This window comes from Phytohabitans flavus (genome assembly GCF_011764545.1).
GTDB lineage: Bacteria > Actinomycetota > Actinomycetes > Mycobacteriales > Micromonosporaceae > Phytohabitans > Phytohabitans flavus.
Map to the genome: position 1 here is coordinate 5,485,291 of NZ_AP022870.1, position 22,947 is coordinate 5,508,237.

Genomic DNA, 22,947 nt, shown 5'->3' on the forward strand with positions numbered 1-22,947 from the left:
CGTTTCCCGTTGCTGGGGCAGCGGTAAGCGTTCACAAAGGCTGGAGCCTGGCCGAGTGGTCTCTGCGGTCGCTGCGGCTGCCTGCCGCAAGGCCGGCGGCGGGGGTTGTGAATCGCGGCGGGTGAGGCCGCGTCTCTTAGTCGGTCTCGTCTGGGTATTGGAAGACGTCGTCTAGTGGGACTTTGAAGACTCTCGCTATGCGGAAGGCCATCTCCAGTGACGGTGAGTAGCGGCCTTGCTCGATCGCGATCACCGTTTGGCGGGTCACGCCGATCCGGTCGGCCAGGTCGGCTTGGGTCATCTCCCCGGCGGCGAAGCGCAGGGCGCGGATCGAGTTGGTGACGCGGGTGGGCTTGACCATGTCAGAAGCCCCGCCGGTACGCCACGATCTTCGACACCGCGGAGCCGAGCGCGGCCAGGCAGAACGCGAAGTAGAGCGAGCTGGCGATCCAGAAGTAGGCGGCCTCGGTCATCGCCAGCACCAGCGGCGCCAGCGCGCCGATGCTCATGACATGGAAGCCGACCCACTCGCCGCGGCGGTGGATCTCTCGGTCGCGCTCGTCCTTCTTGTCGACGTCCTCGCGGCGGGAGAACATGCCGGCGACGATGTTGGCCAGGATGTTGAGCACCATGGCGGCGACGATCGCGGTGATCAGCGGACGGATGTATGCCACGTCGGCGGCGCTCGTGTCGGCGAGCCGGGACAGCATCACGGCCGCGTAGACCGCCGGCACGACAACCGCGATCGCCGCGTAGATCCACGACCGCTTCTCCTCGAAGGACATGATGTCAAGCATACTTGACATCACCAGCTGTGCAGGGTGCCGTCCTCGAGGCGGTTCACAGGCAGGGCCGCCGGCTTGTACGGGTACCGCGCCGCCAGGTCCTCGTCGATGTCCACGCCGAGCCCCGGCTCCTCGGATGGGTGCAGGTAGCCGTCCTCGAAGCGGTACGTGTGCGGGAAGACCTCGTCGGTCACATCCCCGTGCGGCATGTACTCCTGGAGCCCGAAGTTGGGGATGCTGATGTCGAGGTGCAGCGCCGCCGCGAGGCAGACCGGCGACAGGTCGGTGGCGCCGTGCGAGCCGCTGCGCACGTGGTAGAGCGCCGCGTAGTCGAAGATGCGCCGCAGGTGGCTTATGCCGCCCGCGTGTACCACGGTCGCCCGCACGTAGTCGACGAGCTGCTCGCTCACCAGCTGCTGGCAGTCCCAGATGCTGTTGAAAACCTCGCCCACCGCGATCGGCGTCGTGGTGTGCCGCCGGATCAGCCGGAACCCTTCCTGAAGCTCGGCCGGGACCGGATCCTCCATCCAGGTCAGCGCGTACGGCTCCAGGCTCTTGCCCAGCCGCGCCGCCTCGATCGGCGTGAGCCTGTGGTGTACGTCGTGCAGGAGCTTGAGGTACGGCCCGAACTCCTCCCGCACCCGCGCGAACACCGTGGGCACGTGGTCGAGGTAGCGCTCGGTGGACCAGACCGCCTCGGTGGGGACGGCCGCGTTCGCCGGCTCGTACCGTCCCGGGCCGGTGTGCACGCCGTACACATCGGACAGCCCAGGGATGCCGGCCTGCACGCGTACCGCCTTGTAGCCCCGACCTACGAAGTCGGCCACCCGCGCCAGCACACCGTCCACTGTGTCCGCGCTGGCGTGCCCGTACACCGTGACGCCCTCGCGCGACCGCCCACCCAGCAGCTGATAGACGGGAAGGCCGGCCACCTTGCCCTTGATGTCCCACAAAGCGGTGTCGACCGCGGCGATCGCGCTCATCGTGACCGGCCCGCGCCGCCAGTAGGCGCCCTTGTAGAGGTACTGCCAGGTGTCCTCGATGCGCGCCGCGTCCCGCCCGATCAGCAGCGGGACGACGTGCTCGCTCAGGTAGCTCGCGACGGCCAGCTCACGCCCGTTGAGGGTCCCGTCCCCGACGCCCGTCACGCCCTCGTCGGTGACCAGCTTCAACGTGACGAAGTTGCGACCGGGGCAGCTCACGATCACCCGGGCGTCCACAATCCTCACTCGTCGTCACTCTCCTGAACTGCGCGGGTCGTGGCTTGCCAGCGGGCGGACAGCGTGACCCGGGCGTCTTCGGTCAGCTCGCCGTAGAGGCGGAGCCGGGCCATCCCGCCATCCGGGAAGACGTCCAGTCGCACGTGGGTGGCGGCCTGTGGCGCCGGTGGGATCGGGAAGCGGTGGCGGGTGTCGGGCTGGAGGCGGGTGCGGGGCAAGATGTCGAACCAGCTCGCGGGGTCGTCCACGTCCGCGCTCCGGGCGTCCACGCCGCGCAGGCTCGCGGCGCCGGGGGCGTTGCCCTTGAAGTGGCTCGTGTCCAGCTCGGCGATGTGTACGACACCCGGCGCGGCCAGCTTGACCAGCACCCAGTCGTTGCCGTCGTCGCGGCGGCGGGCGGTCTCCCAACCCTCACCCATCACGCGGGCCAGGCCGGGCGCGATCAGGCGGTGGGGCGGGCCGTAGAACATGTTGCTGCACCCGACAACCTGGCCACCGTGCTCCATCGCGGCCAGGTCCAGCACGGCGGGAGCAGGGTGGGGTCAGGCACGACCTCGCCGTGTACGCGTAGGCGGGCCACGCCGCCGTCCGGGTAGATGCTGAGGCGTACGTGCGTCCAGCGGTGTGGATCGTCCACTTCGAACTCGTTGCGCGTGTCCCCGGCGAGCGGCGACTTCGGCACGAGCGGGCTCCAGGCCGCGGACGCCAGCTCGGCCGGGCTCGGGTAGCCGTCCACCGCCACACCCTCGATCGAGGCGTACGGCGGGTAGTTGCCGGTGAAGAACGCCGTGTCCACCACGACGCCGCGCACGATGCCCGGCGCGCCGAGCCGCACGATGGCCTGGTCAACCCCTGGCTCGCGGCGCCGGCGGGTCTCCCAGCCGTCGTAGACCTGGCCCTTCGGCCCGAAGGTGCGCGCCTCGAAGCTCGGCGGCGCGTCGGTCACCAGGTTGTCGCCGGCCGCGAAGAGCTCGTCCGAGACGTACGGGACACCGCCGCCCAGCGATCGGGCCGCGAGGTCGGGCAGCAGCCGCCAGCTCACGCCGCACCTCGGGTCAACAGACGGCCACGCGGGCTCACACCGTCCACAACGGAGCCGCGCAGCCAGGTGGTTTGGACCTTTCCCAGCAATGCGCGGCCGTGGTACGGCGTCACCGGGTGGCGGTGCCGCAACCGTTCCGCGTCCACCACGAAGGCGGCGTCCGGCTCAAAGGCGACAAGGTCGGCGTCGTACCCCACGGCGATCCGCCCCTTGCGGGTCAGGCCGGCGATCTCGGCCGGGCGCGCGGCCATCCAGCGCACCACGTCGGCCAGGCCGAAGCCGCGGGCGGCGGCCTGGGTCCAGACCACGGGCAGGCCAAGCTGGAGCGACGCGATACCACCCCAGGCGGCCGCGAAGTCGCCGGTGTCAGCGCGCTTCAGCTCAGGGGTACAAGGCGAGTGGTCGGAGACGACACAGTCGATGGCGCCGCTCGCCAGCCCTTGCCAGAGCGCGTCGCGGTTGGCCGCGTCCCGGATCGGCGGGCAGCACTTGAACTCGGTCGCCCCGTCCGGCACCTCCTCGGCGCTCAACGTGAGGTAGTGCGGGCACGTCTCGACCGTCACATTGGGGACGTCCACGGTGGAGGGCAGGGCCGAAGCCGCGGACAGGTGCAGCACGTGCAGCCGCCGTCCGGTCTCGCGGGCCGCCGCCACGACGGTACCGACCGCGCCGGTCTCCGCGCTCGGTGGGCGGGACGCGACGAAGTCGGCGTAGTGCGGCGAGGCGGCCGCCGGGGCGATGGCGGCCGGGTCCTCGGCGTGGATGACGAAGAGCGCGTCCACAGCGGACAGCGCCTCCTTCAGCTGCGCGGGCGAGAGCGGCGGAAACTCCGGCACGCCCGAGTCGACGAGGAACGCCTTGAAGCCGAAGACGCCGGCCTCGTACAGCGCCGGCAGCTCGCCCGCGTTGCCGGGGATCGCGCCGCCCCAGAAGCCGGTGTCCACATGGCACTGGCCCTCCGCCGCGGCCCGCTTGACCGCCAGCGCGCCGGCGTCGACGGTCGGCGGCAGCGAGTTGAGCGGCATGTCCACGATGGTCGTCACACCGCCCGCCGCCGCGGCGCGGGTGGCGGTGGCGAAGCCCTCCCACTCGGTGCGGCCCGGCTCGTTGACGTGTACGTGGGTGTCGACGAGCCCGGGCAGCAGTGCCACGTCGCCGAGGTCGATACCCTCGACTGCCTCGTACGGCTCGATCGCGGCTATGCGACCGTCCGAAATACAGACCGCAGCCGGCCGCTCCCCTTCCGGCAGCACCGCCCGACGCGAGCGGACAACGAGATCGAACGTCACGAAGCCTCCGATGGGTCGAGCGCGCCACAGTGGACACCGCGCGCCAGGAAGCCTTCGAGCGCCCGCGCGGTCGCCGGCTCGTCGAGGATGCCCCCGGCGCGCCGCTCCCGGTAGGCGGCCAGGCGCGCCCTGGCTGCCGGGGCACCGTCGCGGAAGAACCCGTACGTCGCCGCGAAGCGGGTGGGCAGCTGCGCCGGGTGCAGGTCCCAGCCCTGGTAGAAGCCGCGCTCCAGCGAGCGGCGCACAAGCCGGGAGTGCAACGCCCATGCCTCTTGCACCGCTGAGGTGTCGCCGACCGGGAGTACGTTCGTCGAGCCGTCGGAGAGGCGTACACCTGTGCCGGCGACCGCCACCTGCATGACCGCCTTGGCGTGGTCGGCGGCCGGGTGCTCCATGCTCTGCTGGACGGCGGCGATGCCGAGGCTGGCGCTGTAGTCGTACGTGCCGTAGTGCAGCCCGGTGAGCCGTCCCGCCGCAGCACCGACGAGCTGCGCTACCGTCGCCCGGCCATCCGCGCCGAGCACCGCGGGTGGCGTCTCGACCTGCGCCTCGAAGCGGAGCGCGCCGGCCGCCAGCCCGTACGCCTCCTCAAGCCGTCCACACAGGACCACCATCGCGGCGACCTGCTCCGCCGCGCTCACCTTGGGCAGCGTCACGACGAAGCCGGGTGGCAGGCCGCCGTACCAGAAAAGGAAGACCGCCAGCGTGCGGGCCGCGCGCCGACGGGTGGCCGCCTCCAGGCTCTTGACCCGCAGCCCCACGAACGGCGGCACTGGCCCGTCCCGCAGCGCCGCGGCGGCGGCCACCGCGTCGGCGTCCTCGGTGGCGTCGTCGCGGATCCCATACCCGTCTTCGAAGTCGATCCGCAGGTCTTCGATCGGCTCCCGCTCCAGTTTGGACAGCACCCGCTCGCGCAGCTCCTCGCCGAACGGCAGTGGCGGGTGTGCCTTCAACGCCTCCCGCGCCGCGGTGCCCCACTCGTCCAGCAGCCCGGGGTGCATCCGGTCGGCGGGCACGTACACCGTGTGGACCGGCTGCCGCCCCTCCGCGTCACCCGGGTAACGCTCGGCCAGCGCCGCGTCGACCCCGCCGAGCAGGCCGTCCAGCTCGGCGAAGACGGAGTCCAAAAAGGAGTCAGGGTGCATCTACACCTCGATCAGCTCATAGGCCGGCACGGTCAGGAAGTCGGCGAAGTCGTCGGCCAGCGCGACCCGCTCGAAGAGGTCGCGGGCCACTTTGTACCGCTCAACGTCCCCGAGGCGAGCCAGCTCCTCGTCGCCGATCCGCCGTACCAGCTCGGCGGTGATGGGGGTGCCGTCCTCCAGCCGTACCCCCTGGTGGGCCCATTGCCAGATCTGCGACCGCGAGATCTCCGCGGTGGCCGCGTCCTCCATCAGGTTGTTGATCGCGACCGCGCCGTTCCCGTGCAGCCACGCCTCGATGTACTGGAGGGCGACCGAAACGTTGCCGCGCAGCCCCGCCTCGGTCACCGCGCCCGGAGTGGCCGCGATGTCGAGCAGCCTGTCCGCGGTGACCACGACGTCCGGCCGCAGCCGGTCGACCTGGTTGGGTTTGTCGCCGAGCGCGGCGTCGAAGACCTCGCGGCACACCGTCACCAGGTCGGGGTGGGCCACCCACGAGCCGTCGAAACCGTCGCCCGCCTCGCGCTCCTTGTCCTCGCGCACCTTGCCGAGCGCCACCTCGTTTACCGCCGGGTCGCGCCGGCTCGGGATGAAGGCCGCCATGCCGCCCATCGCGAAGGCGCCGCGCCGGTGGCAGGTGGCGACGAGCAGCTCGGTGTACGCCCGCATGAACGGCGCGGTCATCGTCACCGAGGCCCGGTCGGGCAGGACGAACGCGGGGCCGGCGTCCCGGAAGTACTTGATGATGCTGAAGAGGTAGTCCCACCGGCCGGCGTTGAGCCCGGCCGCGTGCGGGCGCAGCTCCCACAGGATCTCGTCCATCTCGAACGCGGCCGGGATCGTCTCGATGAGCACCGTGGCCCGGATCGTGCCCTGCGGGATGCCGAGCACCTCCTGGGCGTACGTGAAGACGTCATTCCACAGTCGAGCTTCGAGGTGACTTTCTATCTTGGGCAGGTAGAAGTACGGCCCGCTGCCCCGCTCGACAAGCTCGCGCGCGTTGTGGAAGAAGTACAGTCCGAAGTCGACGAGCGCGGCCACCGCCGGTCGCCCGTCGACGGGCAGGTGCCGCTCGTCGAGGTGCCACCCGCGCGGGCGCATGACGATCGTCGGGTATGGCCCGCCACCCAGCTCGTAGTGCTTGTCCCCGGTGTCCAGGGAGATGGTCCGGCGTACGGCGTCGTAGAGGTTTTGCTGGCCACCGACCACGTTGGACCAGTGCGGGGTGTTGGCGTCCTCCAGGTCGGCCAGCCACACCTTCGCCCCGGAGTTGAGCGCGTTGATGGCCATCTTCCGCTCGGTCGGTCCGGTAATCTCGACGCGCCGGTCGGTGAGGTCGGCCGGGGCGGGTGGGACGTGCCACTCGGTGAGGCGGATCTCGGCGGTCTCCGGGAGGAAGTCGAGCCGCCCGGTACGGGCCACCTCCGCGCGCCGCTCGGCACGGCGGGCGATCAGCTCGTCGCGGCGGGACACAAACCGCCGATGCAGGTCGGCGACGAACTCCCGGGCCTCGTCACTGAGTATCTCGGTCACTCAAGAACGTTAACCCCTAGCGGAGCGGTTTTGACGGCCTGCGCTTGGGTTCCTTCGTCTTGCCGCGCTTGCCACCTGGCGTGATGCCGGTGAGCCGGAGCGCGAGGCCCGGGCACATGTCCACAGCGCGCCGGGCATCCGCCTCCAGCCAGGCCGGGACGGGGTGTCGGCGATCGCGGGGTACCCGTTGCCGTCCAGCCGGATCAGCTCGGGCACCAGGTGGGCGCAGAGCCCATGCCCGTCGCACCGGGTCCAGTCGACGACGAGCTTGCCCACGCCGCCGGTCGTACCCTCGGTCTCCGGCGAGCTCGACAGCGGGAGCACGCCCTTGACCGGCCGGCCGCAGCCTTCGCTGTACGCGTGGGTGGCGATGTCCTCGGCGAAGACCTCCAGCGCGGAGAGCGCGAAGCGCGACGTGCCGTCCGGGTGGCTGCACGCGCCGCGCCCCTTCACCACGCCGGCCGCCGCGCGCACGGCGGCCTGGCCGCCGCCGCCCTGGACCAGCTTGGAGACGGTACGCGCGAGGTCGGGCAGGCCGAGGCGGCAAGGCCCGCACTGGCCGGCGGACTCGGCCGCCATGTAGTGCATGACCCGCTCCACCTCGCCGAGTGGGCAGGTGTCCTCGGGCAGCGGGATCATGATGCCCGCGCCGAGCGTGCCGCCGACCTCGGTGAGGCTCTCCCGGGAGATCTCCGCCCGCGAGGCGGCCTCCGCGGTTATCCACTTTCCGTGGTACCCGCCGAGGAGCAGCCCCTGCCCGGGGTTGGTCCCGCACATGCGCAGGACCTCCTTCAGCGGTACGCCGGTCGGCGCCTCCACCACGCTCGGCTTGCCGTTGGCGGTGATGGTGAGCAGGACGGTGCCCGGCTCCTTGGCGGTACCGACCGCGGCGTAGTCGTACGGCCCGAGGCTCGCCGCGAACGCGAGCTGGGCGTACGTCTCCGCGTTGGACAGCAGCGTGGGCAGCCCGTCGACGCCGGAGTCGCTGGACCGGATCTTGCGGCCGGGCGGGATATGCGCCTCGCCGTTGATACCGCGGACAAGCGCGCCACCCTCACCCGAGATGAACCTGTGCGGCACGCCGACGATGCGGGTCGGCGCCGGCATCCGCCGCTCGGCGAGCGCCTGCCGCAGCGACTCGTGGCCGACGTGGTCCTTCTCCACGCCGATCACGATCTCCTCCGCTTCGAGCGCCCACGCGGCGAGCGAGGCACCGTCGAGGATCAGGTGCGGCGCGCGGGCGAGCAGCACCTTGTCCTTCCACGCGGCCGGCTCGCCCTCGGTGGCGTTCACGACCACCACGATCGGCTTCTCCTGCCGCATCGCCGAGTCGATGACCGCGCGGACCTTGCGTGCGAACGGGAACGCCGCTCCGCCTCGCCCGGTGAGCTTGATCTGTTCGGCGAGGGAGATCAGCTCCGCGCTCGACAGTGGGCGCAGGTCACCGTGGACCTGCTGGTGATCCCAGAGATCCAGCCGCCCGAACTGTTCAAAGCCCGCAGTCAGCCGGGCCGGGCCGGCACGACCAACGGCCGGAACCATCCCTCCACCACTCACCGCCCGCTACCCTCCCTAGGTCGGGTCCAGTAGGCACCGTTGTCCATGTCCTCGCCACCCGCGGCACGGCGGCCACTGCGTGACCGGCCCGCGGGCACCGGGTCCACCACCGGCGGGTACGGGCCGGGACGCTCGCGCTCGTACTCCGGCTCGGCCGCGTACCGGATCGGGCCCTCGTCGTCCTCGCCGAGGCTGTGCCGGCCGTCGTCCCGCCGGCTTTGCCGCGGCTCCTCCTGGCCGCGCGACGAGCGCGAGCGGCGCGAACGGCCGGGCTTGTCCTCGCCGGTCACCAGGCGGAGCGCGGCCCGCCGGGGCGCCTCATCCTCGTACCGGGGCTCGTCGTAGCGGCTCTGGTCGTAGCGCGGCGCCGGACCCGAGACCGGCTCGCGGCTCTGGTCGTAACGCGGGGCCGGGCCGGAGACCGGCTCCCGGCTCTGGTCGTAACGCGGGGCCGGGCCGGAGACGGGCTCCCGGCTCTGGTCGTAACGACCGACCGGCGCCGATACCGGGTCGATGTCCGCGTACCGCTCGTCGGCGGGCGAGGTCCACCGCTCATCGCGGGTCTCGGCCCGGCGCCGGCCACCGCTCTGCTCGCCACGGGCGTACCGCTCGCGCTCCTGCCGTGGCACCCGCTCCTCGCGTGGCGCCCGCTCCTCGCGCGGCACGCGCTCCTGACGCGATACCCGCTCCTGACGCGGTGCCCGCTCCTCGCGCGGTGCCGGTGAGGAGGGCGCCGGGCCGTAGTCGGAGACCGGCTCGTTGCCGCGCAGGCTCTCGTACCACTCGCGCTCGGTGGCCTGGGCCTCGTCCTTCTTTCCGCCCTTCGACCGCTTGCGCCACTGGGTCGCGCTGCGCTTGTCCTCGGTGCGGGATCCGGAACGGGACGCGCGGCGCTCCTGCTGGCGCAGGTCGTCGAGTCGCTCGCCCACGTCGGCCCGCTCATCGCGGCGGGCCGGGGCCCGCTCCAGGACGCGGCGCTCCTCAGCCCGCTCGTCCATCTGCTCCAGCCGCGAGCGCCGGGCATCCGAGCGCTCCGGACGCTCCGAACGGGACGCACGCCGCTCGCCCGGCGATACGAGCTCGTCCGGCGTCCGCTCCTCTTCGCGGGGGCCGCGCGGCTCGGCCGTCGCAACCGGCATCGCGTACCCGACGCGGGTTTCCTGCCGCTCGCTCTCTTCCCGCTCGCGGGCGGGCGGGCGGTGGTCATCATCCGGGTGGCGGTGTTTTCCAGCTCCTCGTCGCGGATGGCGCGCTGCTCGCGGGTCGAGGTCATCAGCCCCTCAGGGCGGAACCCGCCGTCGGTGACCCGCGGGATGATCGCGGTCTCCACGTTGACGCCGACCGCGGACGGCCCGGTCTTGCCGGTGGTCCGGCGACCGAGGCTGACGTACACCCGGACCAGCAGCGCGATCAGCACACCGACCAGGCAGGCGGCGTAGCTCAGCACCACCCAGGTGGCGGCCGGCCGGCCGGCGTTGAGCCCGTGGCCGAGCGCGGCCGGCCAGGCGACGTACGAGCTGGCGTGCAGCGTGCGCCACATCCACGGCTTGCCGCTGCCGGCGAAGCGCGCCCGGATCAGGCCAGTCCAGAAGGTGGTGACCATCAGGTAGCTGGCGACCGTGCCGAGCCCGATGTAGACCGGGTTGAGCGTGTTGGTGAACGGCACGACCGGGTCGATCAGCGTCGCCGACCCGGACAGCACCTTCATCGCGATATGCAGCCCGAGGAAGACCATCGCGATGATCGCCGTCGCGCGGTGCAGGCCCTGGAAGAAGACCCGATGACCGATCTTCAGGAAGAAGCGGTCCGTGGCGACCAGGCCACACATGACCGTGAGCGAGAGCGAGACCAGCGTGACCACGCCGGCGAAGAAGTTGAGGAACGCGAACACGTAGACGGAGGCCAGCGCGCCTCCGAACGTGGTGCTCGCGGCCCACATCGCCAGGGCGAGGAAGACGACACCACCGAGCAGCGGGAGCCGCGGAAGCTTCCGCTTTGCGCCGGTCGTGCTACTTGTCGTCTCCACCGTCCCTGTGTCCTCGTCGCGTTCCACGGAGCGCTCTTCGTACTTCCGCTTCAGCAAGACTTACCGACCTTCCGCAACCTAGTGACTTGCCCTTCACCCGGTTCGATCGTGCTCACTGCATCGGGGGCTCCCTCGCCTCGCACAGACGTCTCCGTCCCACGTGTACGTACCGGGGGCGAACTTGGTTGAACCGAGTTTGGAAGTCCTGCGTGTCTTAAGGGACGCATAAGGGGGCGCTAACCGGGCGCTGCGGTCCGAAACCGCTGGTACACGACCGACCCTCCTTTGAGCCCCTAGTCGCTCTGGCACCAACTTAACCCCTGCGTTAAGCTAGGTCGCGTGCAGGGCTGGCAGATCCTCCTGGTTGACGACGTCGCCGAGTGGTTCGATGACCTGACCAAGAATGACCCGAAGTCCGCTGACCTGGTCGAAGACGCCGTCGACCGGCTCGCGGCCGACGGGCCAACACTCGGCCGTCCACTCGTCGACCGGATCAAGAGCTCCCGGCACCACAATATGAAGGAACTGCGGCCGGGTTCGACCGGCGCCAGCGAAGTTCGGATCTTGTTCGCCTTCGACCCGGTGCGCCGCGCGCTTCTGCTCGTCGCCGGGGACAAGTCAGGCAACTGGCAGGGGTGGTACGACACCGCCATCCCGCTGGCAGACGACCGCTACGACGCACACCTGGCCGAGCTCGAAACGAGGGAATACCGATGACCGTCAATTGGGACGATGCCAAGCGGCGCGCCGAGCAGACCCGGCGCGCGGCGGGCCATCCCGTGCGCTCAGACGCCGAGCGAGCGGCCGGCCAGCGACGTATCGACGACGAGATCCACGCCTGGCGACTGGCCGAGGTCCGACGCAACCGCTCACTTACACAGCGCGAGGTCGCCGAGACAATGGGTGTGTCCGGGCCGCGCGTGTCCGACGTCGAACGCGGCCGGCTCGATGTCGTATCTGTCTCAGTGCTGCGTGCATACGTGGAGGCACTGGGTGGCCATCTGAAGGTCACCGCCGAGTTCGACGATCACAGCTACGTCGTCGCCTGACCCGCTGGCCGTGTCAGGTGGTGATGTGTTCGGGGCGGATGGGGACGCGGCGGAGGGCTTTGCCGGTAGCGGCTCGTACGGCGGAGACGATCGCGGGGGTGGACGAGATCGTCGGGGGTTCGCCCACGCCGCGCAGGCCGTACGGGGCGTGGGGGTCGGCCAGCTCCAGCACGTCCACGGTCATCGGGGGTATGTCGAGGATCGTGGGGATCAGGTAGTCGGTGAAGGACGGGTTGCGGACCACCCCGTTCACGACCTGGATCTCCTCCATCAGTGCCAGCCCCAGCCCCTGTGCCGTACCCCCTGGATCTGGCCTTCGACGGCGAGCGGGTTGACCGCCTTGCCCACGTCCTGCGCGGTGGCGATCTCCACCACCTTGACCAAGCCCAGCTCGACGTCGACGTCCACGGTGGCCCGGTGGGCCGCGAAGGCGTACTGCACGTGCGCGTTGCCCTGCCCGGTCTCCGGGTCGATCGGGTACGTCGGGCGGTGCCGCCACTCCACCGTCTCCTCGATCGGCTCGTCGCCGATCGCCTCGGCCAGGTCGGCGACCACCAGGCCGGCGGCGTTGACCACCTTGCCGCCCACGATGCCGGCGCCGCCCACGCGAGCCAGCAGCGTGGCCCGTACTGCCTGGCAGGCGGCCCGCACCGCGCCGCCGGTCATGTACGTCTGGCGGGAGGCGGACGAGGAGCCGGCGCTCCCCACGGTGGTGTCCGCGGTAGCGACCGTCACCCGCTCGACGCCGAGCTCGGTACGGGCGATCTGCGCCTGCACCGTCACCACGCCCTGCCCCACCTCGGCGGCCGCGGTGTGGACAAGTACCGCCGGCTCGCCGCCGATCAGCTCCAGGCGCACGCGGGCCGTGGAGTAGTCGTCGAAGCCCTCGGAGAAGGCGACGTTCTTGATGCCGATCGCGTACCCGACGCCGCGCACCACGCCTTCACCGTGGGTAGTGTTGGCAACACCGCCGGGCAGCTCACGCAGGTCCAGGGTGGACGGTGGTGGCGCGGGGCGGGCGCGGACCCGAGCGAGCAGCGAGGCGACCGGTGCCGGGCCCTCCACGACCTGGCCGGTGGGCATCCGCGAGCCGGCCGTCATCGCGTTGCGGATGCGCACCTCGACCGGGCTCATGCCGAGCGCGGCGGCCAGCTTGTCCATCTGCGACTCGTACGCGAAGCAGGCCTGCACCGCCCCGAACCCCCGCATCGCGCCGCACGGCGGGTTGTTCGTGTAGTACACGCTCGCTTCCATGTCCACATTGGGCACCTCGTAGGGGCCGATGCCCAGCGTGGCCGCGTTGGCCGCCACCGCTGTGGAGCTTGAGGCGTAGGCGCCGCCGTCGAGCACGATCCGCGCCCGCACGTACACAAGGTCGCCCCCGCTCGTGGCGCCGTGCTCGTACCGCAGCTTGGCCGGATGCCGGTGCACGTGGCCGTAGAACGACTCCTCGCGGCCGTACACCATCTTGACCGGGCGCCGCGTGTGCAGCGCAAGCATGCTGGCGTGCACCTGCATCGAGAGGTCCTCGCGGGCACCGAACGCGCCACCCACCCCGGACAGGCTGAGCCGCACCTTCTCGGCGGGCAGCCCGAGGCAGGCCGCGACCTGTTTCTGGTCGACGTGCAGCCACTGCGTCGCGACGTACAGTTCGACGCCGCCGTCCTCGGCCGGCACCGCGAGCCCCGACTCCGGGCCGAGGAACGCCTGGTCCTGCATGCCGACCTCGTACTCGCCGGTGACCACCACGTCGGCCGTCGCGTGTGGGTCGCCGGTGCGCACCGGTACGCGGCGCAGCAGCTCGCCCTCTTCCGGGTCGGTGACCGGTGGCAGCTCGAAGTAGTCGACCGCGATGTGGCCGGCCGCCCGGCGCGCGGTCTCCGGGTGGTCGGCCGCCACGATCGCGACCGGCTCACCCTGGTAGCGCACCTCACCCATCGCGAGCACGGGCTGGTCGGCGATCTCCAGGCCGTACCGCTTGGCGCCCCGCACGTCCTCGTGCGTCAGGACGGCATAGACCCCCGGCAGCGCGAGCGCCGCGGTCAGGTCGATGCCGCGGATCCTGGCACGGGGGTACGGGCTGCGCAGCGTCGCACCCCACAACATGTCCTCGTGCCAGAGGTCGGAGGAGAACGCGAACTCCCCCTTCACCTTCAGCGTCCCGTCCGGGCGGCGCGGGCTGGTGCCGATCCCGTCCCGCACCGCCTGGTCCACAGTGGTCATCTCACGAGCCTTTCGTGTGCGCGGATGCTACGGCGGGCCAGGTCCCTCGCGTCGGCGGTGCGCAGCTCGCCCCGCTCCACCACCGGCCGCCCGCCAACCAGCAACAGCTCCACAGTGGCCGGCGGGCCGAACACCAGCGCGGCCACCGGATCGTCGATGCCGGCGTGGCCGAGGTCGTCGATCCGCCACAGCGCCACGTCGGCGAGCTTGCCAGGCTCCAGCGAGCCCAGCTCACCGGCCCGCCCCAGGCACCGCGCCCCGCCCATCGTGCCGAGCGACAGGGCCTGCCGGGCGGTGAGCGCCTCGGGGCCGCCGCGCAGCCGCGCCGCGTACAGCGCCATGCGCAGCTCAGCCCCCAGCTGCCCGCCCTCCTGCGACGCCGCGCCGTCGACGCCGAGGCCGACCGGGGCGCCGGCGGCCAGCAGGTCCGGTACGGGCGCCACCCCCGCGCCCAGCCGAGCGTTGGAGCTGGGGCAGTGCGCGACCCCGGTACCCGTGGCGCCGAACTTCGCCACCGCGCCCGCGTCGAGGTGTACCGCGTGCGCCAGCCACACGTCGTCGCCGAGCCAGCCGAGCCGCTCCGCGTACTCGACCGGGGTGCAGCCGAACTTCTCCCGGCAGTACTCGTCCTCTTCCGCCGTCTCCGCGAGGTGGGTGTGCAGCCGTACGCCCCGGCGGCGGGCCAGCGCGGCTGCCTCGCTCATCAGCTTTCCGGTGACCGAGAACGGCGAGCAGGGCGCCACCGCGATCCGTACCATCGCGCCCGGCAACGGGTCGTGAAAGCGGTCGATCGCCTCCTCGGTGGCGACGAGCGCGGCCTCGGTGTCCTCCACGACCTCGTCCGGCGGCAGCCCGCCCGAGGAGCGGCCGAGGTCCATCGAGCCGCGGCACGGGTGGAAGCGCAGCCCGATCTCACCCGCCGCGGCCACCTGCGCCGCCATGAGGTCGCCCACGCCGGAGGGGTAAACGTAGTGGTGGTCGGTGCTTGTCGTGCACCCGGACAGCGCCAGCCACCCGAGCCCGGCCGCGGTCGTCGCGGCCACCACCTCGTCGTCGAGGCGGGCCCAGATCGGGTACAGCTCGGTCAGCCAGCCGAAGAGGTTTTCCTGCTGGGCGAGGCCGCGCGTGGCCCACTGGTACAGGTGGTGGTGGGTGTTGACAAGCCCGGGAGTGGCGAGGCAGCCGGTGCCGTCGACCCGCTCCCCCTCCCCGGGGTAGCGCCCGGCGCCGACCGCGACGATGCGGTCCCCCTCGACGGCGACGTGCCCGCTGGTGTACTCGGTGCCGTCGACGTCCACCGTCGCGACCGCGCACCCCTCGATGACGATCATCGGGCCGCCAGCCGCACGGCATCGAGGATCTTCTCGTACCCCGTACACCGGCACAGGTTGCCCGCCAAGGCTTCGCGGATGTCCGGGTCACTGGGTCTCTCGTTGCGCGCCAGCAGGTCGTGCACCGCCACCACGAGTCCCGGCGTGCAGAATCCACACTGGACCGCGCCGGTCGAGAGGAACGCCTCCTGCACCCGCCCGAACTCCAGCCCTTCCACCGTCACCACGTCCCGCCCCTCGGCCTGGCCAGCGGCGACGAGGCACGAACAGACCGGCGTGCCGTCGAGGTACACCGTGCACGAGCCGCACTCACCCTGCTCGCAGGCGTTCTTCGAGCCGGGCAGGCCGAGCCGCTCGCGGAGCACATACAGCAGGCTCTCGCCCGGCCACACGTCGTCGGCCTGGCGCTTCTCGCCGTTGACCGTGCAGTTCACTCTCATCGCAGTCCCTCCCAGGCCCAAACGAGCGCGCGGCGGGCGAGCACCGACAGCGCGTGCCGCCGGTAGGCCGCGGTGCCGCGTACGTCGTCGATCGGGGCCGCGGCCGCCGCCACAAGGCGCCCGAACTCGGCGGCCACGCCGGGCGGCACCGCGCCGCGCGAGTCCCAGTCCAGCTCCGCGACCAGGAACGCTTCGGCCGCCGTCGCGCGTACGGGGGTCGGCGCCGCCGAGCCGATGCCGGTGCCGACCGTCCGCCGGACCGGGTCCAAGGCCAGCGCGAACGAGCACACCGCGATCACCATCGCGTTGCGCGTGCCGATCTTGGCGAACTGCTCGCCGGCCCGGGCGGTACGCACCCGGAACGCCGCGATCAGCTCGTCCGGCGCCAGCACGCTCCGCTTCGGGCCGGTGAAGAACGACTCGACCGGCACACGCCGCACGCCGCGTACCGATGCCAGCTCGACCTCGGCGCGGGCGGCCAGCAGTGGCGGATGGGCGTCGCCGGCGGGTGAGGCCGAGCCGAGGTTGCCGCCCACCGTGCCCCGGTTGCGGATCTGCGGCGAGCCGACCGTGCGGGCCGCCATCGCCAGTCCGGGCAGCCGGCCGCCGAGCTCTTCGATGATCCGCCGGTACGGCACACCGGCACCCACCCGCAGCATGTCGCCGTCCGTGCCCCACTCCGTGAGCGGTGCGACGCGGGAGAGGTCGAGGAGCGCGGGCGGGCGGCGGCGGTCGAAGTTGAGCTCCACCATCACGTCGGTACCGCCCGCGATCGGCACGGCGTCGGGGTGCGCGGCCTTCGCGGCCAGCGCCTCATCCCATGTGGACGGTTGGAGGAAGTCCATCAGAACGCCCCGTCGTACGAGGGTGCGTCCGAGCGCAGGACCGCGCCTTCGATCAGCCCGTACGGACGGTCCGCCGCCACGAACACCTCGTTGGGGTTGTCCAGCTCGAACGGTGACAGGTCGACCAGCAGGTGGTGCTTGTTGGGCAGCGCCAGCCGCACCTCGGCCACCTCGGGGCGCTCCTCCAGCACCCGCCGGCCCATCGCGTAGAGCGTCTGCTGGAGCGAGAAGCTGTACGTCTCGACGAACGCCGCCACGAGCGCCGCCCGCGCCGCCTCGTACGAGGCGGCCCAGTCGGTCGCGTCCGAGTAGCGCCATCGGGCCGACACCGCGGTCGCCAGCACGCGCTCCTTGGTCTCCGGCAGCGTCGTGTACGGGTCCTTCACATACCCCCAGAACTCCGAGTCGGTCGAGTTCAGCAGCACCAGGTCGGCGAGGCCGGCCACCACCCACTCGCCGGCACCGTCCACAGTGACGGTCGCGGTGCGCGTCTCGGCGCCGTCGCGCTGGAACGAGTGCGGGCCGAGGCGGCGCCACCCGTACTGTTCGATGTGGACGCGGGCACCGTGGATGGTCGGCTGCGTCGCGACGAAGTGGCGGGCCAGCCGCAGACCGAAGTCTTCCGGCTGGTCGACGCCGTACTCCTTGGCGAACGCGTACACCGTGTTCTTCTGGGTATCGGTGGGGAGCACGCCGGCGTTGTCACCGGACAGGTGAGTGGCATCGAGGTCGCCGGAGAGCGCGACGCTCACGTTGAGGTCGCGCAGCTCGTGCCGCTCACCGTCGCGCACTACTCGGACGACTCGGGTCTCCGCCTTGCCGTACCGGTTGGGCCCCAGCACGATCCCCATTTGCGTCAGCTCCCCCGGTAGGTCGTGTAGCCGTACGGGCTCAACAGCAGCGGTACGTGGTAGTGCCGGGTCGGATCGGTGACCCGGAACGCGACCACGACCTCCGGGAAGAACGCGTCCGGTCCACTGTGGGCGGCGGTGTCGAAGACAAGGCGGTACCCGCCCGGGCCCCACATCTCGGCGGGGACCCAGTCCCGCAGGCGGCCGTCAATGTCGGTGTGACCTGCGGCGAAGGTCCGCCAGCCGTCGCCGGCCCACCGCTCCAGCCGTACCGGCACCCCCGCGCGGGCTCTCCGGTCGCGTTGTCGAGCACGTGTGTAGATAGACTCATGGCACTATTCTCTCCAGCCGCAGCAGGGCGATCTTGCGCAGCTCCTCCCGCACGACGGGGCGCTCGGCCTCCTCGTCGTGCGCCAGCCGCGCCCGCGCCGCCGCGAGCATCTCCGGCGCGCTCTTGCCGGTCGCGAAGATCAGAAACACGTACCCGAACCGCTCCTCGTACTCCCGGTTGGCCTCGACCAGCGCCGACGCGACCGACGGGTCGTCCGCCCCGGCCTGCTCCCGCCGCGACCAGGCCGCCTCCCGCCCGTCGCCCGCCGGCCGCTCCCCGATCCGCGGGTGGGCGGACAGGGCAAGCAGGACGTCCGCCCAGGTCAGCCCTCGTGCGGCAGCGTCGCCCGCCGCCTTCAGCGCCATCCGGTCCGGGTACGGGCGACCGCCCGCAACCGCCTTCGCCCAGGCGGGTGCGGCACAGCACGCGAGCAGCTCCCGCTCGGCCTCGGCGAGCGGGAGCGCATTGAAATCGACGAGACCCTCGCTCATTCGGCCAGTAGACCAGTCCGACAACCGGCCATGAACCGGCTCTGACACCGAAACCGCAACATACGCGCCGTAGTGTTTTCGTAGGTTCCTACAAGCGGCCCCTTGGGAGATGCGAGCGATGCTGCTGCGCGAGGTGCTCGACCAGCCTCGGCTGAAGCTTGCCCTGCTCACGGGCGCGGAGGGGCGCGAGCGGCCGGTCACCCGCCTGTACGTCACCGACCTCCCCGACCCCGCCGCTACCTGGCCGGCGGCGAGATCGTGCTGACCGGCATGGTGTGGCGGCGCGGGCCGGAAGACTCCGAGGCGTTCGTGGCCGCCTGCGCCGCCGCGAAGGTCACCGCGATCGGCGCGGGCGACGCGGTCTTCGGCACCGTCCCGCCCGACCTTGTCGAGGCGTGCGCCCGCCATCGCATCCCGCTCTTCGAGGTGCCGGTCGAGGTGTCGTTCCGCGAGATCGTCGACGCGGTCAACCCGTCACTGTGGGCGCAGCGGGCGAGCGGACTCGCCACCGTACTCGGGCGGCAAAGAGGACTTGTGGCGGCGATGGCCGCGGGTGCCCGGCTGGCCGACCTGCTGTCACCTGTCGCCGCCGACCTCGGCCTGGCCTGCTGGGTGTACTCGCCGACCGGTCGGCCCATCGCCGGCTCGGACGCCGCGCCGCCCGGCGGTGAGCTCGCCCGCGCGTTCCTCGGGGCCACGCGGCTGCCGGCGACGGCCGGTGGTTACACGCTGACCGGCGTGCCCGGGCGGCCGGAGCACCGGCTGGCGTCGTGGTTCGTGGCGTTCTCGGCGGAGGCGGCGGCACCGTCGGGGCTGCCCGACGGCGCCGAGGAGCTGGTCAGCCTTGTCGCGCTGGAGCGCGCCCAGCTCGACGAGGTGGTGCGCGTGGAGCGCCGCCTCGCCGATGGTCTCGGTCGCCAGCTGGCGACCGGCGCGGGCGCGGCCGACCTGCGGGCCGGGGTGCTGTCGTGCGGGCTGGAGCCGGAGGCGACGTTCGTGGCGGTGGTGGCCGGCCTGACCGGGCTGCGCACGCCGCCCGACCTGACCGTGGCGGTACTGGAGGAGGCGCTGCGCGCGGTCTGCCCGCACGCGGCCGTCACCCAGCTCGCCGACCAGGCCGTCCTTGGCATCGTGACGGTGGCGCCCGAGGTGGACGTGCCGGCCGCGCTCCGGTCCGCGGTCGAGGCGCTCACCCCCGGCCTCGGCAGCGGGCGGCTGGCGATCGGCGTGAGCGCGCCCGCGGTCGGCCTGGCCACGCTGCCCGGCGCGGTCGCGGAGGCCAGGCACGCACACCGGTCGGCGAGCGGCCGCACGGCGGTGGTCTGCTCGACCGAGCTGGCCTCACACCAGCTGCTGCTGGCCCGGGTGCCGGCCGACGCCCGCGACGCGTTTCGGGATCGGCTGCTGGGGCCGCTTGTCGCGTACGACAAAGCCCACGACGCCGACCTTGTGCGCACGCTGGCCGAGTTTCTGGAGTGCGGCGGATCGTGGAGCCGGTGCGCGGAGCGCCTGCACGTACACGTCAACACGCTGCGCTACCGGATCAGCCGGGTGGAGGCGCTGACCGGCCGGGACCTGGGTCGCTTCGAAGACCGCGTCGACTTCTTCCTCGCCCTCCGCCTGTCCCGCTGAGCCGCTTGGTCCCGGGCAGGCAGGCGTGGCGTGGCGACCGCCGAAGCCGCCACGCCACTCTCCCATCGAGGAGGGCCTGCGGCACCGGCGCCGATCGACGCCGGTGAATAGCGAGTATCACACCGAACCCGAAAGGGAGTCAACGGTTTCCGGAAAGGTACCGATATCAGGCCGGACCTTAGCCGACAGCAGTGCCCTCCCACGACCAGCACAAATGCATGATTGCAAAGAGCCGAGGCCCGGCGCGTATTCGAGAGCTACCGGTGGATCCGGCCGGTTGTCTCGGAAAGTCGGACCCCGCGGCCACCCCATCGGCTCGCGATGATCTCGGCGGCGATGCTGACCGCGGTCTCCTCCGGCGTACGCGCGCCGAGGTCGAGCCCGATCGGCGAGGCCAGATTGGCCAACGCGTCGTCGCGCACGCCCGCCTCGCGCAGCCGGGCCAGGCGGTCGTCGTGAGTGCGGCGGGAGCCCATCGCGCCGACGTACGCGAGCGGCATGTCCAGCGCGACCTGTAGCACCGGCACGTCGAACTTCGGGTCGTGGGTCAGCACGCACACCACCGTGCGCTCGTCGATCCGCCCGCCCTCGGCCTCAGCCGTCAGGTAGCGATGCGGCCAGTCGACGATCACCTCGTCGGCCTCGGGGAAGCGCTTGGCCGTGGCGAACACCGGCCGCGCGTCACACACCGTCACCCGGTAGCCGAGGAACCCACCGATCCGGGCCACCGCCGCCGCAAAGTCGATCGCGCCGAAGACGATCATGCGCGGTCGTGGCGCGTACGCCCGCACCAGCACGCTCAGCCCACTGCCTCGGCGCTGCCCGTCAGGTCCATAGTGGAGCACGCCGTTGCGTCCGGCGGCGAGCAGCCCGCGCCCGTCGTCGGTGGCCGCGTCGTCGAGCCGCGCGGAGCCGAGCGTGCCCTGCCGCTCGCCCGGCCCGATCACCAGGTGGCGCCCCAGCCGCTCGGGCGGCCCGTCGACGCAGGTGAGCACCGCGACAGGCTCGCCCTTGTCGATCGACTCGGCCACCTCCGCCAGCCAGGGGAAGCTCTCCCGGTCGACCCGCTCCACGAAGAGCTCGATCGTGCCGCCGCAGGTGAGACCCACGGAGAAGGCGTCGTCGTCGCTCACCCCGTACCGCTGGAGGCGCGGCACCCCGTCGGCGATGGCCTCCTGGGCAAGGTCGTAGACCGCGCCCTCGACGCACCCGCCGGAGACGCTGCCGACCGCCGTGCCATCCGGGCCGACAAGCATCGTCGCGCCTGGCTGCCGGGGCGCGCTCTTCCACGTCGCCACCACCGTCGCCATCCCCACTGGCTGGCCCGCCTGCCACCAGCGCAGCAGGTCGTCGAGGACGTCACGCATGAGATCCAGTGTGCTCCTCCGGCGTGTCCACATCACGATCATCTGCCACGTCCTCGCACGGGACGACCCGCACGGCCGCACTGTGCGCGGACAGGTATGGGCGCGCACCCACGTCACCGATCGCGACCGCCGCGACGCCCGCCCAATGCTCGCGTCCGAGCAGGACCGGATGCCCCCTGCGGGGCCCATAACCCGCCATCACCAGCGCGTCGGGCGAGGCCAGCGCCGCGACCCGGCGCACCGCCGCTGGGGTCACTCCAGGAAGATCAACCAGGAGTACGAGCGCCGCCTGCACGCCGAGCTCCAGGGTTGCCCGGAGGCCGCTTCCGAGTGACGAACCCATGCCGGTCGGCCACTCCGGGTTTTCCACCACGATCGCGTCGCCCAGGCTCGCCTCGGCGCGCACCCGATCGGCGGCCGCACCCAGCACCACCACGACCGGCTCGCACCCGCCCGCGCGCAGCGTCTCCGCGGCCCGCTCCACGAGCAGCCGCCCGCCCATCCGGACGAGGGCCTTCGGCATGCCGTACCGGCGGCCGGCCCCCGCCGCGAGCAGCAGCCCGGCGACGGTCATCGCCCTACTCTATTGCCCGTGGAGAAGTTCGAGATCGACGTAGCGGAAGCCGTTCTCACCGACCTGCGCGACCGCGTCCGCAACACCCGGTGGCCCGACCCCGCACCGGGCGAGCCGTGGGCACAGGGCACCGACGAGACGTACCTGCGTGACCTGCTCACTTACTGGGCGGACGGGTACGACTGGCAGGCCCAGGAGCGGGAGCTCAACCGCTTCGCGCACTTCCGTACCACCCTCGACGGGACGCGAGTCCACTTCGTCCACGCCCGTGCCACGGGTGGCGGTGGCATCCCGCTCGTCCTCACGAACGGCTGGCCGAGCACGTTCGCCGAGCTGCTCCCGCTTGTACCGCTGCTCACCGACCCGGCCGCGCACGGCATCGACGGGCCGGCGTTCGACCTGGTGCTCCCGTCCCTGCCCGGCTACGGCTTCTCGGCGCGCCCGCCGCGCACCGGTGTCACGTACCGGTACGTCGCCGGCCTGTGGCACCGCCTGATGCGCGAGCTGGGGTACGAGCGGTACGCCGCGGGCGGCAGCGACTTCGGCGCGGGGGTCGCCACGTACATGGGGCTCGACGACCCCGCCCCGCTCATCGGCCTGCACTTCAGCACGCCGGAGATCCCGCCCTACACCGGGCCCGGCTCGCGCCCGCTCAGCGAGGCGGAGCGCGCGTACCGCGAGGGCTTCACGCGGTGGGGGCTGACCGAGCGGGGCTACCAGGAGATCCAGTCGACCAAGCCGCAGACCCTCGGGTACGGCCTCGCCGACTCCCCCGCCGGCCTGGCCGCCTGGATCCTCGAGAAGTGGCGTGCCTGGTCCGACCCGGCCTGCACCATCGACCGCGACGTCCTCCTCACCACCGTCACGCTCTACTGGATCACCGGCACGATCACGTCCTCGATGCGCGACTACTACGACAACCGGTGGTTCCGGGAGCCGCTCGGGCCGGACGACTTCGTGGACGTGCCGACGGGCTTCGCCAAGTTCAACAAGCACTTCGCCGACGAGGGCGACATGCCGCGCGAGTGGATGGAACGCCTCTTCGCCGTCCGCCGCTGGACGCCTATGCCCCGGGGTGGCCACTTCGCGGCCGCCGAGGCTCCGGAGCTGCTGGCCGCCGACATCGCCGCCTTCTTCGGCTCGGTATGGCGATCGCGGCATGACGGCGTGATCCTCGGGTAACCAGGGTCAACCGGTTCAAACCGTCAATCGAATCACG

26 protein-coding genes and 1 pseudogene are annotated in these 22,947 nt (G+C 71.9%); 8 read left to right on the forward strand and 19 right to left on the reverse strand.

Annotated elements, in window-relative coordinates; all coding sequences use genetic code 11:
* Nucleotides 1–136: 136 nt before the first annotated feature.
* The 10 genes from Pflav_RS23900 to Pflav_RS23935 are packed head-to-tail and all read right to left on the reverse strand — an operon-like array spanning nucleotide 137 to nucleotide 9,707.
* Nucleotides 137–361, reverse strand: a complete 225-nt coding sequence (locus tag Pflav_RS23900) for a helix-turn-helix transcriptional regulator (protein ID WP_173038360.1) — start codon at nucleotides 359–361, stop codon at nucleotides 137–139.
* Between the two features lies 1 nt (nucleotide 362).
* On the reverse strand, nucleotides 363–785 hold the full coding sequence (locus tag Pflav_RS23905) for a hypothetical protein (RefSeq protein ID WP_173038362.1): 423 nt from the start codon (nucleotides 783–785) through the stop codon (nucleotides 363–365).
* Nucleotides 786–805: 20 nt separating this feature from the next.
* Nucleotides 806–2,014, reverse strand: coding sequence for a D-mannonate dehydratase ManD (manD, locus tag Pflav_RS23910; protein WP_173038363.1), 1,209 nt, complete (start codon nucleotides 2,012–2,014; stop codon nucleotides 806–808).
* Nucleotides 2,011–2,475 carry a hypothetical protein gene (locus tag Pflav_RS46120; RefSeq protein ID WP_232071822.1) on the reverse strand — a complete coding sequence of 155 codons (465 nt, stop codon included), beginning with the start codon at nucleotides 2,473–2,475 and terminating at the stop codon, nucleotides 2,011–2,013. Before Pflav_RS46120 ends, manD begins: the two co-directional genes overlap by 4 nt.
* Nucleotides 2,448–3,047, reverse strand: coding sequence for a hypothetical protein (locus tag Pflav_RS46125; RefSeq protein WP_232071824.1), 600 nt, complete (start codon nucleotides 3,045–3,047; stop codon nucleotides 2,448–2,450). Before Pflav_RS46125 ends, Pflav_RS46120 begins: the two co-directional genes overlap by 28 nt.
* Nucleotides 3,044–4,336 (reverse strand): allantoinase AllB, encoded by a 1,293-nt coding sequence (gene allB / locus Pflav_RS23920; protein ID WP_197938719.1) that lies wholly within the window; start codon nucleotides 4,334–4,336, stop codon nucleotides 3,044–3,046. The genes Pflav_RS46125 and allB overlap by 4 nt, the downstream gene beginning before the upstream one ends.
* Nucleotides 4,333–5,481 carry a DUF6986 family protein gene (locus Pflav_RS43885; protein ID WP_197938720.1) on the reverse strand — a complete coding sequence of 383 codons (1,149 nt, stop codon included), beginning with the start codon at nucleotides 5,479–5,481 and terminating at the stop codon, nucleotides 4,333–4,335. The genes allB and Pflav_RS43885 overlap by 4 nt, the downstream gene beginning before the upstream one ends.
* Nucleotides 5,482–7,011 carry a malate synthase A gene (gene aceB / locus Pflav_RS23925; protein ID WP_173038365.1) on the reverse strand — a complete coding sequence of 510 codons (1,530 nt, stop codon included), beginning with the start codon at nucleotides 7,009–7,011 and terminating at the stop codon, nucleotides 5,482–5,484.
* A gap of 9 nt (nucleotides 7,012–7,020) precedes the next feature.
* Nucleotides 7,021–8,553, reverse strand: a complete 1,533-nt coding sequence (locus Pflav_RS23930) for an NADH-quinone oxidoreductase subunit NuoF family protein (protein ID WP_332107793.1) — start codon at nucleotides 8,551–8,553, stop codon at nucleotides 7,021–7,023.
* A gap of 11 nt (nucleotides 8,554–8,564) precedes the next feature.
* Nucleotides 8,565–9,707, reverse strand: coding sequence for a hypothetical protein (locus Pflav_RS23935; RefSeq protein ID WP_173038366.1), 1,143 nt, complete (start codon nucleotides 9,705–9,707; stop codon nucleotides 8,565–8,567).
* 75 nt (nucleotides 9,708–9,782) lie between these two features.
* On the opposite strand from Pflav_RS23935, the gene Pflav_RS23940 reads away from it, so the two are divergent.
* The 5 genes from Pflav_RS23940 to Pflav_RS23960 all read left to right on the forward strand — a co-directional run bounded on the left by Pflav_RS23940 (nucleotide 9,783) and on the right by Pflav_RS23960 (nucleotide 11,643).
* Nucleotides 9,783–10,007 (forward strand): hypothetical protein, encoded by a 225-nt coding sequence (locus tag Pflav_RS23940; RefSeq protein WP_173038367.1) that lies wholly within the window; start codon nucleotides 9,783–9,785, stop codon nucleotides 10,005–10,007.
* Between the two features lie 15 nt (nucleotides 10,008–10,022).
* Nucleotides 10,023–10,178 (forward strand): hypothetical protein, encoded by a 156-nt coding sequence (locus tag Pflav_RS23945; RefSeq protein ID WP_173038368.1) that lies wholly within the window; start codon nucleotides 10,023–10,025, stop codon nucleotides 10,176–10,178.
* 33 nt (nucleotides 10,179–10,211) lie between these two features.
* Nucleotides 10,212–10,352, forward strand: coding sequence for a hypothetical protein (locus Pflav_RS23950; protein WP_173038369.1), 141 nt, complete (start codon nucleotides 10,212–10,214; stop codon nucleotides 10,350–10,352).
* A 581-nt stretch (nucleotides 10,353–10,933) separates the two neighbouring features.
* Nucleotides 10,934–11,311 carry a type II toxin-antitoxin system RelE/ParE family toxin gene (locus Pflav_RS23955; protein WP_197938721.1) on the forward strand — a complete coding sequence of 126 codons (378 nt, stop codon included), beginning with the start codon at nucleotides 10,934–10,936 and terminating at the stop codon, nucleotides 11,309–11,311.
* Nucleotides 11,308–11,643, forward strand: coding sequence for an XRE family transcriptional regulator (locus tag Pflav_RS23960; RefSeq protein ID WP_173038371.1), 336 nt, complete (start codon nucleotides 11,308–11,310; stop codon nucleotides 11,641–11,643). Before Pflav_RS23955 ends, Pflav_RS23960 begins: the two co-directional genes overlap by 4 nt.
* 13 nt (nucleotides 11,644–11,656) lie before the next feature.
* On the opposite strand, the pseudogene pucD reads toward Pflav_RS23960, so the two are convergent.
* From pucD to uraD, 7 genes and pseudogenes are all read right to left on the reverse strand, one after another.
* Nucleotides 11,657–13,866 (reverse strand): annotated as a pseudogene (gene pucD, locus Pflav_RS23965) (xanthine dehydrogenase subunit D).
* The gene (locus Pflav_RS23970) at nucleotides 13,863–15,197 is read right to left on the reverse strand and encodes an 8-oxoguanine deaminase (RefSeq protein WP_173038372.1); all 1,335 of its coding nucleotides are present in this window, start codon (nucleotides 15,195–15,197) and stop codon (nucleotides 13,863–13,865) included. The pseudogene pucD and the gene Pflav_RS23970 overlap by 4 nt, the downstream one beginning before the upstream one ends.
* Nucleotides 15,194–15,637, reverse strand: coding sequence for a (2Fe-2S)-binding protein (locus Pflav_RS23975; protein ID WP_173038373.1), 444 nt, complete (start codon nucleotides 15,635–15,637; stop codon nucleotides 15,194–15,196). Before Pflav_RS23975 ends, Pflav_RS23970 begins: the two co-directional genes overlap by 4 nt.
* Nucleotides 15,634–16,482, reverse strand: coding sequence for an FAD binding domain-containing protein (locus Pflav_RS23980; RefSeq protein ID WP_173038374.1), 849 nt, complete (start codon nucleotides 16,480–16,482; stop codon nucleotides 15,634–15,636). The genes Pflav_RS23975 and Pflav_RS23980 overlap by 4 nt, the downstream gene beginning before the upstream one ends.
* Nucleotides 16,482–17,333, reverse strand: coding sequence for a factor-independent urate hydroxylase (pucL, locus tag Pflav_RS23985; RefSeq protein ID WP_173038375.1), 852 nt, complete (start codon nucleotides 17,331–17,333; stop codon nucleotides 16,482–16,484). Before pucL ends, Pflav_RS23980 begins: the two co-directional genes overlap by 1 nt.
* A gap of 5 nt (nucleotides 17,334–17,338) precedes the next feature.
* Nucleotides 17,339–17,611, reverse strand: coding sequence for a hydroxyisourate hydrolase (gene uraH / locus Pflav_RS23990; protein ID WP_232071826.1), 273 nt, complete (start codon nucleotides 17,609–17,611; stop codon nucleotides 17,339–17,341).
* A 49-nt stretch (nucleotides 17,612–17,660) separates the two neighbouring features.
* Nucleotides 17,661–18,155, reverse strand: coding sequence for a 2-oxo-4-hydroxy-4-carboxy-5-ureidoimidazoline decarboxylase (uraD, locus tag Pflav_RS23995; protein ID WP_173038376.1), 495 nt, complete (start codon nucleotides 18,153–18,155; stop codon nucleotides 17,661–17,663).
* Between the two features lie 109 nt (nucleotides 18,156–18,264).
* Between uraD and Pflav_RS24000 the strand changes: the two genes are divergently transcribed.
* Together Pflav_RS24000 and Pflav_RS24005 are read left to right on the forward strand one after the other, a co-directional pair.
* Complete coding sequence (locus tag Pflav_RS24000) at nucleotides 18,265–18,420, forward strand: hypothetical protein (RefSeq protein WP_173038378.1); 156 nt, start codon at nucleotides 18,265–18,267, stop codon at nucleotides 18,418–18,420.
* The gene (locus Pflav_RS24005; protein WP_173038380.1) at nucleotides 18,414–19,787 is read left to right on the forward strand and encodes a helix-turn-helix domain-containing protein; all 1,374 of its coding nucleotides are present in this window, start codon (nucleotides 18,414–18,416) and stop codon (nucleotides 19,785–19,787) included. Before Pflav_RS24000 ends, Pflav_RS24005 begins: the two co-directional genes overlap by 7 nt.
* Nucleotides 19,788–20,044: 257 nt before the next feature.
* Here the strand turns inward: Pflav_RS24005 and Pflav_RS24010 are convergent, their stop codons facing one another.
* Together Pflav_RS24010 and Pflav_RS24015 are read right to left on the reverse strand one after the other, a co-directional pair.
* Nucleotides 20,045–21,154 (reverse strand): XdhC family protein, encoded by a 1,110-nt coding sequence (locus Pflav_RS24010; protein ID WP_173038382.1) that lies wholly within the window; start codon nucleotides 21,152–21,154, stop codon nucleotides 20,045–20,047.
* Nucleotides 21,147–21,728: a nucleotidyltransferase family protein gene (locus tag Pflav_RS24015; protein ID WP_173038384.1), complete on the reverse strand. Its 582-nt coding sequence runs from the start codon at nucleotides 21,726–21,728 to the stop codon at nucleotides 21,147–21,149. The genes Pflav_RS24010 and Pflav_RS24015 overlap by 8 nt, the downstream gene beginning before the upstream one ends.
* An 18-nt stretch (nucleotides 21,729–21,746) precedes the next feature.
* Here Pflav_RS24015 and Pflav_RS24020 point away from each other — a divergent pair, with 18 nt between their 5' ends.
* On the forward strand, nucleotides 21,747–22,910 hold the full coding sequence (locus tag Pflav_RS24020) for an epoxide hydrolase family protein (protein ID WP_232071828.1): 1,164 nt from the start codon (nucleotides 21,747–21,749) through the stop codon (nucleotides 22,908–22,910).
* Nucleotides 22,911–22,947: the final 37 nt, after the last annotated feature.